We start from the raw sequence: 16,353 nt of genomic DNA on the forward strand, positions 1-16,353 counted from the left end.
CGGCTTCCGCATAAACCACTCTGCAAGGCATGGCGCAAGGCCGGATCGTCAAGAACGCCGCGGCTGCGCCGGATGCACGAGACGGCGCATGTGCACCATGGCCATGGGCGTGGAGATGCTGGACGCATCCTGTTCCAGCGTCAATTCGTCGGCGCCGCGCTTGGCGGTGCGCGCGACGATCTCGAAGACGCTGGCGGTGGCCATCATCAAGGCACGTTCCTCCGGCAGGCCCTCCATCAGCCGCGACAGGAAGATGGCGGCCAATAGGTCCCCGGTGCCATTCGGCGGGTTCGGCACGAGCCGGTGTTCCGCCAGCAGCGCATGGCGTCCGGAGAGATAGAGATTGCCGGTGCTTCCCGTCATCAGCGCCAGCGAGGAGGTGACGAGCATGCGGGAAGGCCCGAGCGACAGCGCCGCCTCCATGATCGCCGCATTGGTCTCGAGCGGCGCGCCGGCAAGCCAGGCAAGCTCGAACCGGTTGGGCGTGGCGATGGAAGCAAGCGGGATCAACGCGTCGCGGATCGCCGCCGCCGTCTCCTCCGGCACGTAGAGGCCGCGATCGTCGCCGCAGACCGGATCGCACATATAAAGCAGGTCGGGATTTTCCGCCCGCAGGGCCGTGACGAGCCGCGCCACCGAATGCGCCTGCGCCGCGCTGCCGAGATAGCCGGAAAGCACCGCCTTGACCTCGCCCCGCCAGGTCGCGCGGATGAGATCGGAGATCATCGCGTCGAAATCGTCCGCCGAGATCGCCACGCGGGTCGAGCGCCCGCGACCGGGATGCCAGGGCAGGATGACCGTCGGCAGCGCCCAGACCGGATGGCCGAGCGTTTCGAGCGCGAAGACGGCGGCGCGGTTGCCCACCGTGCCGCGCACCACATGGCTCGAAATCACGATGACCGCGCCCTTGTCGCTCTCGTTCATAACCGGCTCCCCTGGTTCCGGCGAAGTGATGACAAGGGGGTCATTTCCTGTCAACGCCCGCCCCTTTTCCGGCCACCGGCCGAAAAGCGGAAAAATGCCGCCGCAGCCGGTTTTGGGCTGCTTTTCGACGAAAAAACATGAATTTCGCAACAAAACGACAGCAAAACTGACCTATCTCGGACAAAATCGATTGAATTTTCTCGCAAATGCACAAATTCCGTCGCGCGTATTTTTTCTTCTGCTAACGTCCGGCCATCGGATTCGAGGGAGAATTCCATGGGTGCCAGGACCAACGTGAAACGAGAAAAACACATCGAGGCCGCAAAGGCCGCAGCCGCAGCCCTCGGCGCGAAGACGCTGAACCCGGACATCCTCTTCGGGCGGGCCAGCAAGGACGATATCGAGCACTATACCGGCGAGATGCTGGCCGTTGCCGCCGCCCATGCCATGGCCGAAATCGAGGCCTGGGACGGTACCGGGCCCCGCGTCACGGTCACCACGCTTGCGGACGTGCGCCCGCAGGGCGAGCCCGTCTCCGTACTCTCCGTCACGGACCGCAACCAGCCGTTCCTTTACGATTCGGTGATGGGCGAGGTAACGAGCACCCATCGCGACATCCATCTGGCGATCCACCCGATCCTCGTCGTGGCACCCGGCGAAACGCCGAAGCTTTTCTCGCCGGACGAAGACAGCGATCCGGCCCAGCGGGTCAGCCATATCGAGATCCACCTTTCCGAGCTCGCGCCGAACGAAGCCGCCGCGCTCGCCGAGCGGATCGGAACCGTGCTCGACCAGGTCCACCTCGCCGTCGACGACTGGCCTTCCATGCTGGAAAAGCTCGATAGCACCATGGCCGACATGGAGCGCTACGCCAAGGAAAAGCCGGGTAAGGAAGAGGCGCTCGCCTTCCTCGACTGGCTGCGCGGCAACAACTTCACCTTCCTTGGCATGCGCGAATACAGCTATTCCGGCAAGGGCGAGGCGGCCACCGTCGAACGGGGTGGCGAAGGCCTCGGCATCCTGTCCGATCCGGACGTGCGCGTGCTGCGCCTCGGCAAGGACGCTGTGACGACGACGCCGGAGATCCTCGAATTCCTCGAAGGTCCGGATTTCCTGATCGTCACCAAGGCCAATGTGAAGTCGCTCGTGCATCGCCGGGCCTATATGGACTATGTCGGCCTCAAGCGCTTCAACGAGAAGGGCAAGGTAATCGGGGAGCTGCGCATCGTCGGCCTCTTCACCTCGACGGCCTACACCCACGCCGCCGGCCAGATTCCGCTGCTGCGCTCCAAGGTGGCCGCGGTCATCGAGCATTTCGGCTACGACCCGAAGAGCCATTCCGGCAAGATGCTGATCAACACGCTGGAATCCTACCCGCGCGACGACCTCTTCCAGATCGACACCGGCCTGCTCGCCACCTTCTGCGAACAGATCAACGAACTTTCCGACCGGCCGCGCATCCGCGTGCTGCCGCGTATCGACCGCTTCGACCGCTTCGTCTCGGTCATCGTCTACGTGCCGCGCGAACAGTACGATTCCGACGTGCGCGAAAAGATCGGCAACTATCTGAAGTCGGCTTACGATGGCCGCGTCTCGGCCTATTATCCGGCGTTCCCGGAAGGCGGCCTTGCCCGCGTGCACTTCATCATCGGCCGCTCCGGCGGCAAGACGCCACGCCTTCCGCAGCAAAAGCTCGAGCAGGCGGTGCGCGAGATCGCAACCCGCTGGACCGACCGCTTCGAAGCGCTCTCCGATGCGGACGGCGTGCGGCTGGTCACCGACCGCGGCTACCAGGAGGATTTCACGCCCGCCGAAGCCCATGCGGACCTTGCCCTGATCACCACGGCGACGCCCGAGAACCCGATCAGCATCGCCTTCTACCGCAAGGCTTGGCATACGGACCTCGCCACCGTCGAATTGAAGATCTTCCATGCCGGCGAGCCCGTTTCGCTGTCGCGGCGCGTGCCTCTGCTGGAAAACCTCGGCTTCAACGTCATCAGCGAGCAGACGCACGACCTGACGCTCGCCAGCCTCGACGGCGGCGAGCGCCGCGTCATCCTGCATGACATGGAGCTGCGGCATCGCGACGGCATCGAGATCAACCTCGCCAAGCTGAGCCCGATGCTGGAGGAAGCGTTCCTCGCGGCCTGGCACGGCGAGGTGGACGACGACGCCCTGAACCGCCTCATCCTCACCGGCGGCCTTTCCGCCCGCGAAATCATGGCGCTGCGCACCTATTCGCGCTACCTGCGCCAGACGGGCATCGCCTATTCGCAGGGCTATATCGCCGATACGCTCAACAAGTACCCGACGATCGCCGCCGACCTCTTCCGCCTGTTCGAGACCCGTCTCGACCCGAAGCTTTCCGAGCGCCAGCGCGAGAAGAAATCCGCGGATGTGGCGGCGGCGATCGAGGACGCGCTAGCGAACGTGCCGAGCCTCGACGAGGACCGCATCCTGCGCCGCTACGTCAACGCCATCCAGGCCACGTTGCGCACCAACTATTTCCAGCGCGACGCGGACGGAAAGCCGCGCAAAACGCTGGCCATCAAGCTCGACCCGAAGGCCCTCGACGGCCTGCCGGAACCGCGCCCCTTCCGCGAGATCTTCGTCTACGGCGCCGAGGTCGAGGGCGTGCACCTGCGCTTCGGCAAGGTCGCCCGCGGCGGCCTGCGCTGGTCCGACCGCGCGCAGGACTACCGCACGGAAGTGCTCGGCCTCGTCAAGGCACAGCAGGTCAAGAACTCGGTCATCGTGCCGGTCGGCGCCAAGGGCGGCTTCTATCCGAAGCAGCTTCCCGCCGGCGGCAGCCGCGACGCCGTCTTCAAGGCCGGCACCGAGGCCTACAAGACCTATATCCGCACGCTGCTCTCCGTCACCGACAACATCGTCGGCCAGGACGTCGTGCCGCCGGCCGATACGGTGCGGCTCGATGGGGACGACCCCTATTTCGTCGTCGCCGCCGACAAGGGCACCGCGACCTTCTCCGACACGGCGAACGGCCTGGCGCAGGAAGCCGGCTTCTGGCTCGACGACGCCTTTGCCTCCGGCGGCTCGGCCGGCTACGACCACAAGAAGATGGGGATTACCGCCCGCGGCGCCTGGGAAACCGTCAAGCGCCATTTCCGCGAGATGAACATCGACATCCAGAAGACACCGTTCACCGTCGCCGGCGTCGGCGACATGTCGGGCGACGTCTTCGGCAACGGCATGCTGCTGTCGCGCAAGATCCGGCTCGTCGCGGCCTTCGACCACCGCGACATCTTCATCGATCCCAACCCGGACACCGACACGTCCTTCGCCGAGCGGCGGCGCATGTTCAACCTGCCGCGCTCCAGCTGGCAGGACTATGACCGCTCCGTGCTCTCCAAGGGTGCGATGATCATCCCGCGCACGGAAAAATCCGTGACGCTGACGCCGGAAGCCATGGCCGTCATTGGCATCGACAAGGCCAAGGCGACGCCCTTCGAGATCATGACGGCGATCCTGAAGGCGCCGGTCGATCTCCTGTGGTTCGGCGGCATCGGGACCTATATCCGCGGCCAGAACGAGACGGATGCGGAGGTCGGCGACCGCGCCAACGACCCGATCCGCATCGTCGCCGACGACGTGCGTGCCAAGGTGATCGGCGAGGGCGCGAACCTCGGCGTCACCCAGCGCGGCCGCATCGCCTTCGGCCTCAAGGGCGGACGCTGCAATTCCGACGCCATCGACAACTCGGCCGGCGTGAATTCGTCCGACGTCGAGGTCAACATCAAGATCGCGCTCGCTTCGGCCATGCGCGACGAGCGGCTGACGCGCGCCAAGCGCAACGTCCTGCTCGCCTCGATGACGGATGAGGTGGGCCATCTCGTGCTGCGCAACAACTACCTGCAGTCCCTGGCGATCTCGCTGACGGAACGGCAGGGCGCGGCCAACCGCGCGCCGCTCACCCGCCTGATGGATCGCCTGGAGGCCGCCGGCCAGCTCAACCGCAAGGTCGAGACGCTACCCGACGACCGCACCATGGCCGAGCGCTACCAGGCCGGCAAGCCGCTGACGCGGCCGGAGATCGGCGTGCTGCTCTCCTATGCCAAGCTGGTGCTGTTCGACGAGCTCATCCATACCGGCCTGCCGGACGAACCCTATTTCGAACCGGCGCTGACCGGCTACTTCCCGGCCAAGATGCAGAAGGCCTATGCGGATGACATACGTTCGCACCGCCTGCGCCGCGAGATCATCGCGACGATCCTCGCCAACGAGGTGATCAACCGCGGCGGCCCGGCCTTCGTCAACACGCTGACGGACGGCACCGGCTTCGGCCCGGCGGACGCCGTGAAGGCCGCCGTCATCGCCCGTGACGGCTACGGCCTCGCCGCGCTCTACGCCGGCGTGGACGCGCTGGACAATGTGGTGTCCGGTTCGGTGCAGAACGAACTCTACGAGGAGATCGGCCGCATCTACGCCTCCGTCACCAGCCTGCTCCTGACCACCGGGGCCGTTTCGGGCCCGATGAGCGAGGCCGTGCACAAGCTCAGGCAGGCGCTGAAGCAGCTGCGTCCGCATCTTTCCACCCTCATCTCCGAGCAGGCCGGCGACGAGGCCCGCCGCAAGGCCCATGCCTATGAGGACGAGGGCGTGCCGACGGAGCTTGCGGAGGAGATCGCCACGCTCTCCATGCTGACCTTCGTGCCGGAGGTCATGCTGATCGCCGGGGCGACGGGCGACACGCTCGGCAAGACGGCGCAGACCTTTGCCGGCATCAGCGCGACGCTCAATATCGGCCGGCTGCTTTCGGCGGCCAGCCGCATCCCGACCGGCGATCTCTACGAGGCGCTCGCCCTGCAGCGCAGCCTCACCGACATCGCCAATGCCCGCCGCGACCTCGCCACCGTGGTGCTGACGCGCCACAAGGGCGACAAGGCACCGCTCGCCGCCTGGCAGCAGGGCGGCCGCGAGCGTCTCGCCCGCGTCACCGCCAACCTCTCGGCGCTGACGGAAGCCGGCGAAGCCACGCTCGCCAAGGTCAGCGTCGCCGCCGGCATCCTGAGCGACCTCGCGCAGGAACGGGCACGGTAAGGCAAGCCTTGCCTCACCGCAGCCGCCTCACGCGGCTGCGGCTATCCCACGGTTGCATAATTCCAATCGCGACTACCCCCTTTGCCCGGCAGCGCAGAGGGCGCCCTAACCACACCCGTTGAATCCCGCCATCGGCAAATGCTAGCCTCCCGCCGGAACCGGCGTGAGAACCCGCCGCAGCGATTCGAGAAACGAGGGCGAGCGTGGCGGAAGTGGCAGCAGGGCGGACGAGCCGCCTCGGCATAACGGGCTGGATGCTGTTCGACTGGGCGGCACAGCCCTTCTTCACGGTCATCACCACCTTCATCTTCGGCCCCTACCTCGTCTCGCGCCTCACCGAGGACCACGCGGCCGGGCAGGCGGCCTGGAGCTACACGCTCACCATCGCCGGCGTCGCCATCGCGCTGCTCGCCCCCGTCATGGGCTCCATCGCCGATGCTTCCGGCGCGCGAAAACCCTGGATCGCCGCCTTCGCCGCCGTCAAAATCCTGTCGCTCCTCGCCCTCTGGTATGCGGCGCCCGGCAGCAGCCTCGTCTTCGCCATGGCGATGATCGTGCTCGCCACCGTGGCGGCGGAATTCTCCATCGTCTTCAACGATTCGATGATGCCGCGCCTCGTCAGCCCGGCGGATGTCGGCCGCATCTCCAACATCGCCTGGGGCCTCGGCTATCTCGGCGGCATGATCGTGCTGATCGCGGTCGTCGCGCTGCTGGCCGCAAACCCGGAGACCGGACGGACGGCGATCGGCATCAGCCCGCTCTTCGGCCTCGATGCCGCCGCCGGCGAGGACGCCCGCATCACCGGGCCGATCTCGGCGCTCTGGTATCTCGTCTTCATCCTGCCGATGTTCTTCTTCACGCCGGACCAGAGCCGGGGGCTGCCCATTGCGGCCGCGGTGCGCGCCGGCTTTGCCGACCTCTCCGTCGCCCTCGGGGAATTGCGCAGGAAGCCGGGCATCCTGCGCTTCCTCATTGCCCGGATGATCTACCAGGACGGGGTCAACGGACTGCTGGCGCTTGGCGGAACCTTCGCCGCCGGCATGTTCGCCTGGCAGACCTTCGAACTCGGCATCTACGGCATCATCCTCAACGTTGTGGCGATCGGCGGCTGCCTCTATGCCAGCCGCATGGACAGGCGCCTCGGCTCGAAGGCCGTCGTCGTGATGAGCCTTGTCTGCCTGATCCTCGCCACCATCGGCATCGTCTCCACCGGCCCGGGCTTCACGCTGTTCGGCCTCGTGCCGCTGCCGACCGCCGATTCCGGCGGCCTGTTCGGCACGGCGGCGGAAAAGGCCTATATCGTCTACGGCCTCATGATCGGCGTCGCCTTCGGCCCTGTCCAGGCCTCCGCGCGGTCCTATCTTGCCCAAAGCATCCATCCCGACGAGGCGGGCCGCTATTTCGGCCTCTATGCCCTGTCCGGCCGGGCCACGTCCTTCCTCGCGCCGCTCTCCGTCGCGCTCGTCACCACCGCGACGGGCTCCGCCCGCCTCGGCATGATGGCACTCATCGCTTTCCTGCTCGCCGGCTTCCTGCTCCTGCTGCGCACGCCCTATCCCGCGGCAAAGGTCGAGGCCTGAAACGCAAGACGCCCGGCAAGCGGGGCGTCAGGGGGATGACAGACATCGCCCCACCCACTGTCGTCATCCTCGGGTTTAACCCGAGGATCCACACGCCACCTGCGGCCATGGACGGTCGGGGCAAGCCTCGACCATGACGGAGGAAAGGAGAGGTCTGCGAAGAATCCGGCTCAGTGACGGAAATGGCGCATGCCGGTGAAGACCATGGCGACGCCGGCCTCGTCGGCCGCGGCGATCACCTCCGCATCACGCATCGAGCCGCCCGGCTGGATGACCGCCGTGGCGCCTGCGGCAATCGCCGAGAGCAGGCCGTCGGCGAAGGGCAGGAAAGCTTCCGACGCGACGGCCGATCCACGCGTCAGCGGCTCGGCAAGGCCCATGGCCTTGGCCGCTTCCTCGGCCTTCAGGCCGGCGATGCGAGCGGAATCGACGCGGCTCATCTGGCCGGCGCCGATGCCGGCCGTCTGGCCGTCCTTGGCATAGACCACGGCATTCGACTTGACGTGCTTGGCGACCTTGAAGGCGAACTTCATGTCTTCCAGCTCCTGCGCCGTCGGCGCACGCTTGGTCACGACCTTCAGTTCGAGGTCCTCGACCATGCCGTTGTCGCGGCTCTGTACCAGGAGGCCGCCCGACACCGTCTTGGCGGAAAGGCCCGGCACGCGCGGATCGGGCAGGGCGCCCGTCACCAGCAGGCGCAGGTTCGGCTTGCCGGCGATGACGGCGCGGGCCTTCTCGTCCGCGTCCGGCGCGATGATGACCTCGGTGAAGAGCTTGACGATCTCTTCCGCCGTCTCGCCGTCCAGCACCGTGTTGAGCGCGATGATGCCGCCGAAGGCCGAGACCGGATCGCAGGCGAGCGCCCGCGCATAGGCCTCCTTCAGCGTCCTGCCGGTAGCCACGCCGCAGGGATTGGCATGCTTGATGATCGCGCAGGCCGGGCCGTTTTCCGGCAGGAACTCGGCAACGAGCTCGAAGGCGGCGTCGGTGTCGTTGATATTGTTGTAGGAAAGCTGCTTGCCCTGCAGCAGCGTGGCGGACGCGACGCCCGGGCGGTTTTCGCCGGTCACGTAGAAGCCCGCCTTCTGGTGCGGGTTCTCGCCGTAGCGCATCGCCTCCTTCAGGACGCCGCCGAGCACGCGGTGGCGCGGCATGGGTATATCGAGCGCATCGGCGAACCAGTTGGAGATCGCCGCGTCATAGGCCGCCGTGCGGGCATAGGCCTTCGCCGCCATGCGCTGGCGGAAGGCGTAGGAAGTCGAACCGTCCGCAAGTTCCTCCAGCAGCGCGGGATAATCGGCGGGATCCGTGACGATGGTCACATAGGCGTGGTTCTTCGCCGAGGCGCGGATCATCGCCGGCCCGCCGATGTCGATGTTCTCGACCGTCGTCGGATAGTCGCCACCCTTGGCGCGTACCTCCTCGAAGGGATAGAGGTTGATGACGGCAAGGTCGATCGCGCCGATGCCATGCGCCTTCATCGCCTCGACATGCTCCGCATCGTCGCGGATCGCCAGCAGGCCGCCATGCACGGTGGGATGCAGCGTCTTGACGCGGCCATCCATGATTTCCGGAAAGCCCGTGACCTCGGAAACGTCGGTGACGTCGAACCCGGCATCGCTGAGCGCCTTGTGCGTGCCGCCGGTCGACAACAGCCGCACGCCCTTTTCGGCAAGGGCGCGGGCGAGATCGACGACACCGGCCTTGTCGGAGACGGACAGCAGCGCCGTGCGCAGGGCGACCCGGTCTGGGGCGGGGATTTTCTTGGAAATGACGGCCATGGGACGCTCCGTTCTGACGGCCCTGGAGAGGGGCCGGATGGTCATGCGCCCCGTTATCACAGGCCCGGCCCCGAGAAAACCGCCAAAAGCCGGGAATTCTCAACGCTGCCGCATCAGCGACCACTGGACTTCCGCCACCTTGGCAAGCGGCATGGTCAGCGTGAGCTGGCGCGACGCCCGGACGCCGGAGGGATCGGCGAAGAAGACATCCTCCTCCTCCTCCACGGCAACATCGATGCAGGTCAGCGCCCAGGCCTCGCCGTCCGGCGCGATCAGCCGCATCTCGTTGGCCGATACCCGGTAGAGCTGGATCGTCGGATGAATGTGGAAGCGCACCACGGCCGTGCCCTTCTCGATTGCCCCGTCGGGGTCGGCGGGCTTGTAGAAACGCTCCCGGCCGCGGATCTCGCTGCCCGTCGCCGCCACGAGGATGTCCCGTTCGTAGAGAAGGCCGAAGCGCTTGAGATAACCGTCATGGGTCGCCGTCACGCTGTCGGCGCCGGACTGGCGCTCGGCACGCGACACGTCCACCTTGCTGACGCCGCCGACGACGATCGGCCCGAGGAAACGGGACGTGGAGATGCGCGAGGAGGAGGTGTCGTTGAGCGTGGCGACGGAATGGGCCGCGGTGGTGCGCGCCATCTGCCTGAGCGCCTCGCCGGCAAAGCGCGGTCGCCCGGAATTGACGATGAAGCGGTTCCTGCCCGAGGACATCTCGATGGAAAGCGCACCGGCGGCTGCCGTCGCCGAAAGATCGACCGACTTGGGCACGCCGGTATCCATCAGCACGACCGTTTCCTTGACGGCCAGGCGGTCGTACCGGCTCTGCGGCAGCGCCTTGAAGGGCGCGCCGCCGGTCTCGTCGTAGCGCAGCACCGACATCAGCTCGTTCGCCAACGTATAGGTCGCGCCGTTGAACAGCGCGAGCTCGCCGCCCTGGTGGCGGAAGAAGCGCAGCGCCGGGTAGATGCGGTCGATGGAGGGGATGAGCTGCGCGGGCACGTCATGGCCGAGATTGACATAGGTCTGGCGCAGCGGAAGCAGGTCGAGCAGCACGTCGAGCGCGGCCCGCGGATTGCGCGAGGAATGGCCGCCATCGGGCAGGATCTGCCGGTCGAGCTCCTCGTCGAGATGGCGGGCGGCCCTGCGCATGCGCGAGGCGGAGGCCGGCATGGCGATGGAGGCCATGGCAAGCGCGATGCGCACCCGCAGTCGCGGCTCACCGTCACGCGTCGTGTCGGCGACATGGCGCAGATAGCGGACCTGGAAGGCGAGGCTCTTCAGGAAGCGGCGATAGAAGGGATAGTCGGCATCCTTCAGGACCACCGGCGAATGGGACAGCCAGGCGATGATGCGTTGCGCGACGACATCGGGCCGCCAGGCAAGCCCGCCGATGACGCGCCCATGGCTCTGCAGCCAGTCGTCCACGATGAAGCGGGCCGTATGGGCGGCCTTTTCCGGATCGACCAGCCGCATATGGCGCAGCCAGCCGAAGGAATGCAGGCGCACGGCGAACTCCTCCGAGGGAAGCTCCAGTGCAAAGGGTGATTCGCCGTCGCATTCGAGAACGCGGCCGGCCAGCGGGAAACGCCCGGCGACGATTTCTTCGCCGGCAAACGAATCAGCGGGGTGAAGGTCCGTCGGCGCGACGACCAGCCGGTCCGGCGTGCCGCCGGAAAAGCGCATCGCGCTGATTCGCCCGAGGGCGAGCCTCCGCGAAAACCGGCGCCAACCCTCACGCATATACAGATAGAGAAGCCGCTGCCTGTCGGAAAGCTGCATGGTTAACGAACGCCTCCTTGGCCTATAGCTAGGCCGAGAAGGCAAGCGGCGTCAATTGACCGGCGGTCGATGGGCTGTTGACGACGGCATATGTCTTTCGGAAGAGCCTGTGCAGCTCAGCCGGCACGGACGAGCCGAACGGCATAAAACCCGTCCACGCCGCCGGCATGGCCGAGTGTCGCGGGCAGCATGGCAGGCGTGGTGCGGAATTCGCCGCGCGGGGAGATCGCCGCTTCCAGACCCGGCCAGTCGGCGGGATCGACCGGCGCGATGCGCCAGTCCGGATTGTCGGCGAGAACCCGGGCGACCATGTCCTCCCCCTCGCTCGGATCGAGCGAGCAGTTGGAGAAGACCAGCTCCCCGCCGGGACGCACGAGCGTCAGCGCGTGGCGCAGCAGGCGCTCCTGCAGGCCGGCCAGCTTGCCGATATCCTCCGGCCCCTTGGTCCACAAGACATCGGGATGGCGGCGGATCGTGCCCGTCGAGGAGCAGGGCGCATCGAGCAGCACGGCATCGAACAGCTCGCCCGGATGGTATTCCGCCATGTTCGCCTCGACCGTCTCGGCCGAAAGACGCAGCCGGTCGAGATTGCCGATGAGCCGCTTCAGACGGTTGCCGGACTGGTCGAGGGCGGTGACCCTGGCGCCGGCGGCGGCAAGCTGCGCGGTCTTGCCGCCGGGCGCGGCGCAGAGATCGGCGACCCGCTTGCCGGCAAGGTCCGAAAACAGTTTTGCCGGCAGGCTTGCCGCGGCATCCTGCACCCACCATTCCCCGGCCTCGAAGCCTTCGAGCGCCGGAATGGCGCCGGACGCGACGGGCAGGCGCACCGAACCGGTCGGCAGCACCAGGCCGCCGAGCCGCGCGGCCCAGCCTTCCGGATCCGATTTTACGGTGAGGTCGACAGTGGAGGGTTCGAGCAGCGCATCGGCAATGCGCGCGGCATGGTCACGGCCATAGACGGCGGAGAGCCGCTCGTGGAACCAGGCCGGAATGACGGAAACCGCCTGCGTCGCCGTCAGGTGCGAGGCCTTTTCGCGCGACAGGCGGCGTAGCACCGCATTGGTGAGGCTGGCGAAGCGGCGGTTGCGCGGGTCGATCTGCGCCTGCTCGACCGCAAGGTCGACGGCGGAATGATCGGGCACGTCGAGATAGAGGATCTGCGCCGCCGCGACCGTCAGCACATGATGCAGCGCGCGGGCACCGTCCGGCAGCGGCGTGCCGACGAGCGTATCCAGGATGGCCTCGATACGGGGGAGGTGGCGCAGCGCCGTGTTGAGGATGGCCCGGACGAGCGCGCGGTCGGCATCGTTCAGCTGGCGGTAGGCCGGGTTGCCGTTTTCGAGGTCGAGCATGCCGTCGAGCGGCGTCTTGCGATCGACAACCGCCGCCAGGATCTTGGCCGCGGCCTGCCGGGCCCGCAGGCCCGGCTTTTCCGGATGGTTCGCAGCAGGCCCCGGAAGCGGCCCCTTGCCGGGGCGATGGCGTTTCGAATGTGTTCTGTTTTTGTGTTTGTCGTCGTTCAAGACCAGGGACCTTTGGGCGGTTCGGAACCACCGCGTCCCCAGCCGGTCGATGGGACGGAGCGCGATTTGCGCACCGGATTATCAGCCCGCACCGGCTCCGTCGAGCGTGTCTGCATGCCGCGGGCCATTTCCTCGAGCGCCGCTATGCGGTTCTCCGTGTTCGGGTGGGTGGAGAACAGATTGTCCATGCGCTCGCCCGACAGCGGATTGATGATGAACATATGGGCGGTCGCCGGATTGTGCTCGGCGGCCTCGTTGGGAATGCGGCCGGCGGCGATGGCGATCTTCTTCAAGGCCGAGGCGAGCCAGAGCGGGTTGCCGCAGATCTCCGCCCCGCGCTTGTCGGCGGAATATTCGCGCGTCCGGCTGATCGCCATCTGCACCAGCATGGCGGCGAAAGGCGCGACGATCATGGCGACGAGCACGCCGATGAAGCCGAGCGGATTGTTGTTTTCCCGGTTGCCGCTGCCGCCGAAGAACATCGCGAAGTTGGCAAGCATCGAGATCGCACCGGCGATCGTCGCCGTCAGCGTCATGGTCAGCGTGTCGCGGTTCTGGATATGGGCGAGTTCATGCGCCATCACGCCCGCGACCTCTTCATAGCTCAGGGCCTGAAGCAGGCCCGTCGAGGCGGCAACCGCGGCGTTCTGCGGGTTGCGGCCGGTGGCAAAGGCATTCGGCTGGTCGCTGTTGATGACATAGACGCGCGGCATGGGCAGACCGGCACGTTTGGCGAGATCGCGCACGATGCCGTAATATTCCGGTGCCGAGCGCTCGTCGACCTCCTTGGCGCCGTACATGGACAGCACCATGCGGTCGGAATTCCAGTAGGAGAAGAAGTTCATGGCGATCGCGACGAGAAGCGCGATCATCATGCCGCCCTTGCCGCCGATGAGCAGGCCCACGCCCATGAAAAGCGCCGTCATGGCGGCAAGAAGCATGGCTGTTCGAACGATGTTCATGCGTTTTCGGCTCCTGTCTGGTCTCTTGCCGGGTTGCCACTCCCTGTTGTCAAGGGAATGTTTCACGTGAATCAGCGCTTTCCACAGCGCCTTCATACCTAGCTTTTTGCATGTCGTTGTCGCAAAACCGCTGCACACTTTTGCGCGACATGCCTTATATGATGGGAAGCGAACAGGAATTCTTCAATATCCGGGAAGGATGCCCAATTTCATGCAAAGCGACAACGACAATCATGCCGACGGCCGGAAAGTGCTGCCGCCCGCCGCCCTGCGCGCCCTCCAGGAAGCCGAGGAGCGGCGCAAGGCCGCCCCGCAGGCCGAGCCCGCGCCGGAGATCGGCGGACGCGGCGGCGCCGACCCGGCACGCTTCGGGGACTGGGAGATCAAGGGCCGGGCGATCGATTTCTGAGAGGAAATTCGGCGAGCGGCCGTGACACATCGCCTCCCTCTCCATCGTCATGGTCAGGCTTGACCCGATCATCCACGGCCACGGGTGCCGCACGGATCCTCGGGTCGAGCCCGAGGATGACGTAGAGAGCAGGAACGAAAACGGCGGCCAAATGGCCGCCGTTTCGCTTCATGCTTCAAACTCAGCCGGCAGCCTTGTTCTGCCGGTTGGCGATCAGGTCGTCCACGACGGCCGGATCGGCGAGGGTCGAGGTGTCGCCGAGCGAACCGAAATCGTCCTCGGCGATCTTGCGCAGGATGCGGCGCATGATCTTGCCGGAGCGCGTCTTCGGCAGGCCGGGCGAGAACTGGATCTTGTCGGGCGTCGCGATCGGGCCGATCTCCTTGCGCACATGCTTGACGAGGTCCTGGCGCAGCGCATCGGTGCCTTCCTCCCCGGCCATCAGCGAGACGTAGCAATAGATGCCCTGGCCCTTGAGGCTGTGCGGATAGCCGACGACGGCGGCTTCCGAGACGAGGTGGTGCGAGACGAGGGCCGATTCGATTTCCGCCGTGCCGAGGCGGTGGCCGGAAATGTTGAGCACGTCGTCGACACGGCCGGTGATCCAGTAGTAGCCGTCCTCGTCGCGCCGGCAGCCGTCGCCGGTGAAGTACTTGCCCTTGTAGGTCGAAAAATAGGTTTCGACGAAGCGCTTGTGGTCGCCGTAGACCGTGCGCATCTGGCCCGGCCAGCTGTCGATGATGCAGAGATTGCCGTCGGCCGGCCCTTCCAGCACCTTGCCCTCGTTGTCGACCAGCTGCGGCTTGATGCCGAAGAACGGCCGCGTGGCGGAGCCCGGCTTGAGCTCCGTCGCACCCGGCAGCGGGGTGATCAGGATGCCACCGGTCTCCGTCTGCCACCAGGTATCGACGATCGGTGAACGGCCCTCGCCGACGACGTTGTAGTACCACTCCCAGGCTTCCGGGTTGATCGGCTCGCCGACCGAACCGAGCAGGCGTAGCGACGAGCGCGACGAGCGCTTCACGAAGGCGTCGCCGGCCCCCATCAGGGCGCGGATCGCCGTCGGGGCGGTGTAGAAGATGTTGACCTTGTGCTTGTCGATCACCTCCCAGAAGCGGCCGGCATCCGGGAAATTCGGCACGCCTTCGAACATCAGCGTGGTCGCGCGGTTCGCCAGCGGGCCGTAGACGATGTAGGAATGGCCGGTGACCCAGCCGACATCGGCCGTGCACCAGTAGACATCGCCGTCCTGGTAGTCGAAGACGTATTTGTGCGTCATCGAGGCATAGACGAGGTAGCCCGCCGTGGTGTGCAGCACGCCCTTCGGCTTGCCGGTCGAACCGGACGTGTAGAGAATGAAGAGCGGATCTTCCGCCTTCATCTTTGCCGGCGGACAATCGCGCGGCACCGTCAGCACCTCCTGGTGATGCCAGATGTCGCGGCCCGGCGCCCAGCCGGTCTTGCCGCCGGTGCGGCGCACGACGAGCACCTTGTTGACGATGACATGGTTCTTGGCGGCGATGTCGATCGCGGTATCGGTGTTTTCCTTGAGCGGGATCGGCTTGCCGCCGCGCACGCCCTCGTCGCAGGTGACGACGAAGGTGGATTCGCAGTCGACGATGCGGCCGGCCAGCGCATCCGGCGAGAAGCCGCCGAAGACGACGGAATGCACGGCGCCGATGCGCGCGCAGGCGAGCATGGCATAGGCCGCCTCCGGGATCATCGGCATGTAGATGGTGACGCGGTCGCCCTTCTTGACGCCGTGCTTCTTCATCACGTTCGCCATGCGGCAGACGTGTTCGTAGAGCTCGTTATAGGTGATCTTCTTGTCGATATAGGGATTGTCGCCTTCCCAGATGATGGCGACGTCGTCGCCATGCGCCTTGAGGTGGCGGTCGATGCAATTGTAGGAGACGTTTGTGATGCCGTCCTCGAACCACTTGATCGGCACCTTGCCGGTAAACGACGTGTTCTTCACCTTGGTATAGGGCTTGAACCAGTCGATGCGCATGCCGTGCTTGTCCCAGAAGCGCTCCGGGTTCTCGATGCTTTCGCGGTACCAGTTCTGATAGGTCTCGTTGTCGATCAGCGCACGGCTTTTCGCGGATTTCAGCACCGGATAGGTCTTTGCGGACATGGATTCCTCCTCACTGCGCATAGGCGGGAAAGCCGCGTCTCCTCCAGCTCCCCGCATCTCCGTTGCCATACATATCAGGTCAAATCCCTCGGGCAATTAGACAAAAGGTCATTTGCGCTTGAAGAATTGCATTTCTGCGACAGTGATTGTATAGAGGGCGCAATTCCCGGAACATAGTGGTTACACCCCACGGCCCG

General features: G+C 66.0%; 9 protein-coding genes. 3 read left to right on the forward strand and 6 right to left on the reverse strand.

Annotated elements, in window-relative coordinates:
• Positions 1-48: 48 nt before the first annotated feature.
• Complete coding sequence (gene pdxY, locus MUU56_RS28880; protein ID WP_244770734.1) at positions 49-924, reverse strand: pyridoxal kinase PdxY; 876 nt, start codon at positions 922-924, stop codon at positions 49-51.
• Positions 925-1,200: 276 nt separating this feature from the next.
• Between pdxY and MUU56_RS28885 the strand changes: the two genes are divergently transcribed.
• On the forward strand, positions 1,201-5,982 hold the full coding sequence (locus MUU56_RS28885) for an NAD-glutamate dehydrogenase (protein ID WP_244770735.1): 4,782 nt from the start codon (positions 1,201-1,203) through the stop codon (positions 5,980-5,982).
• 254 nt (positions 5,983-6,236) lie between these two features.
• Positions 6,237-7,562 (forward strand): MFS transporter, encoded by a 1,326-nt coding sequence (locus MUU56_RS28890; RefSeq protein WP_244770818.1) that lies wholly within the window; start codon positions 6,237-6,239, stop codon positions 7,560-7,562.
• 170 nt (positions 7,563-7,732) lie between these two features.
• On the opposite strand, the gene purH is transcribed toward MUU56_RS28890, so the two are convergent.
• The 4 genes from purH to htpX all read right to left on the reverse strand — a co-directional run bounded on the left by purH (position 7,733) and on the right by htpX (position 13,610).
• Positions 7,733-9,343 carry a bifunctional phosphoribosylaminoimidazolecarboxamide formyltransferase/IMP cyclohydrolase gene (gene purH, locus MUU56_RS28895; RefSeq protein WP_244770736.1) on the reverse strand — a complete coding sequence of 537 codons (1,611 nt, stop codon included), beginning with the start codon at positions 9,341-9,343 and terminating at the stop codon, positions 7,733-7,735.
• A 99-nt stretch (positions 9,344-9,442) separates the two neighbouring features.
• Entirely contained in the window at positions 9,443-11,125 is a 1,683-nt protein-coding gene (locus MUU56_RS28900) for a heparinase II/III family protein (RefSeq protein WP_244770737.1), read from the reverse strand.
• A gap of 116 nt (positions 11,126-11,241) precedes the next feature.
• Positions 11,242-12,546 (reverse strand): RsmB/NOP family class I SAM-dependent RNA methyltransferase, encoded by a 1,305-nt coding sequence (locus MUU56_RS28905; RefSeq protein ID WP_244770819.1) that lies wholly within the window; start codon positions 12,544-12,546, stop codon positions 11,242-11,244.
• Between the two features lie 98 nt (positions 12,547-12,644).
• Positions 12,645-13,610, reverse strand: a complete 966-nt coding sequence (gene htpX, locus MUU56_RS28910; protein WP_244770738.1) for a zinc metalloprotease HtpX — start codon at positions 13,608-13,610, stop codon at positions 12,645-12,647.
• 211 nt (positions 13,611-13,821) lie between these two features.
• Here htpX and MUU56_RS28915 point away from each other — a divergent pair, with 211 nt between their 5' ends.
• A complete protein-coding gene (locus MUU56_RS28915) occupies positions 13,822-14,019 on the forward strand; it encodes a DUF1674 domain-containing protein (protein WP_244770739.1) in 198 nt (65 codons plus the stop codon).
• Positions 14,020-14,200: 181 nt separating this feature from the next.
• Here the strand turns inward: MUU56_RS28915 and acs are convergent, their stop codons facing one another.
• Complete coding sequence (gene acs, locus MUU56_RS28920) at positions 14,201-16,156, reverse strand: acetate--CoA ligase (protein ID WP_244770740.1); 1,956 nt, start codon at positions 16,154-16,156, stop codon at positions 14,201-14,203.
• Positions 16,157-16,353: the final 197 nt, after the last annotated feature.

Source organism: Shinella yambaruensis (assembly GCF_022899355.1).
GTDB classification, from domain to species: domain Bacteria; phylum Pseudomonadota; class Alphaproteobacteria; order Rhizobiales; family Rhizobiaceae; genus Shinella; species Shinella yambaruensis.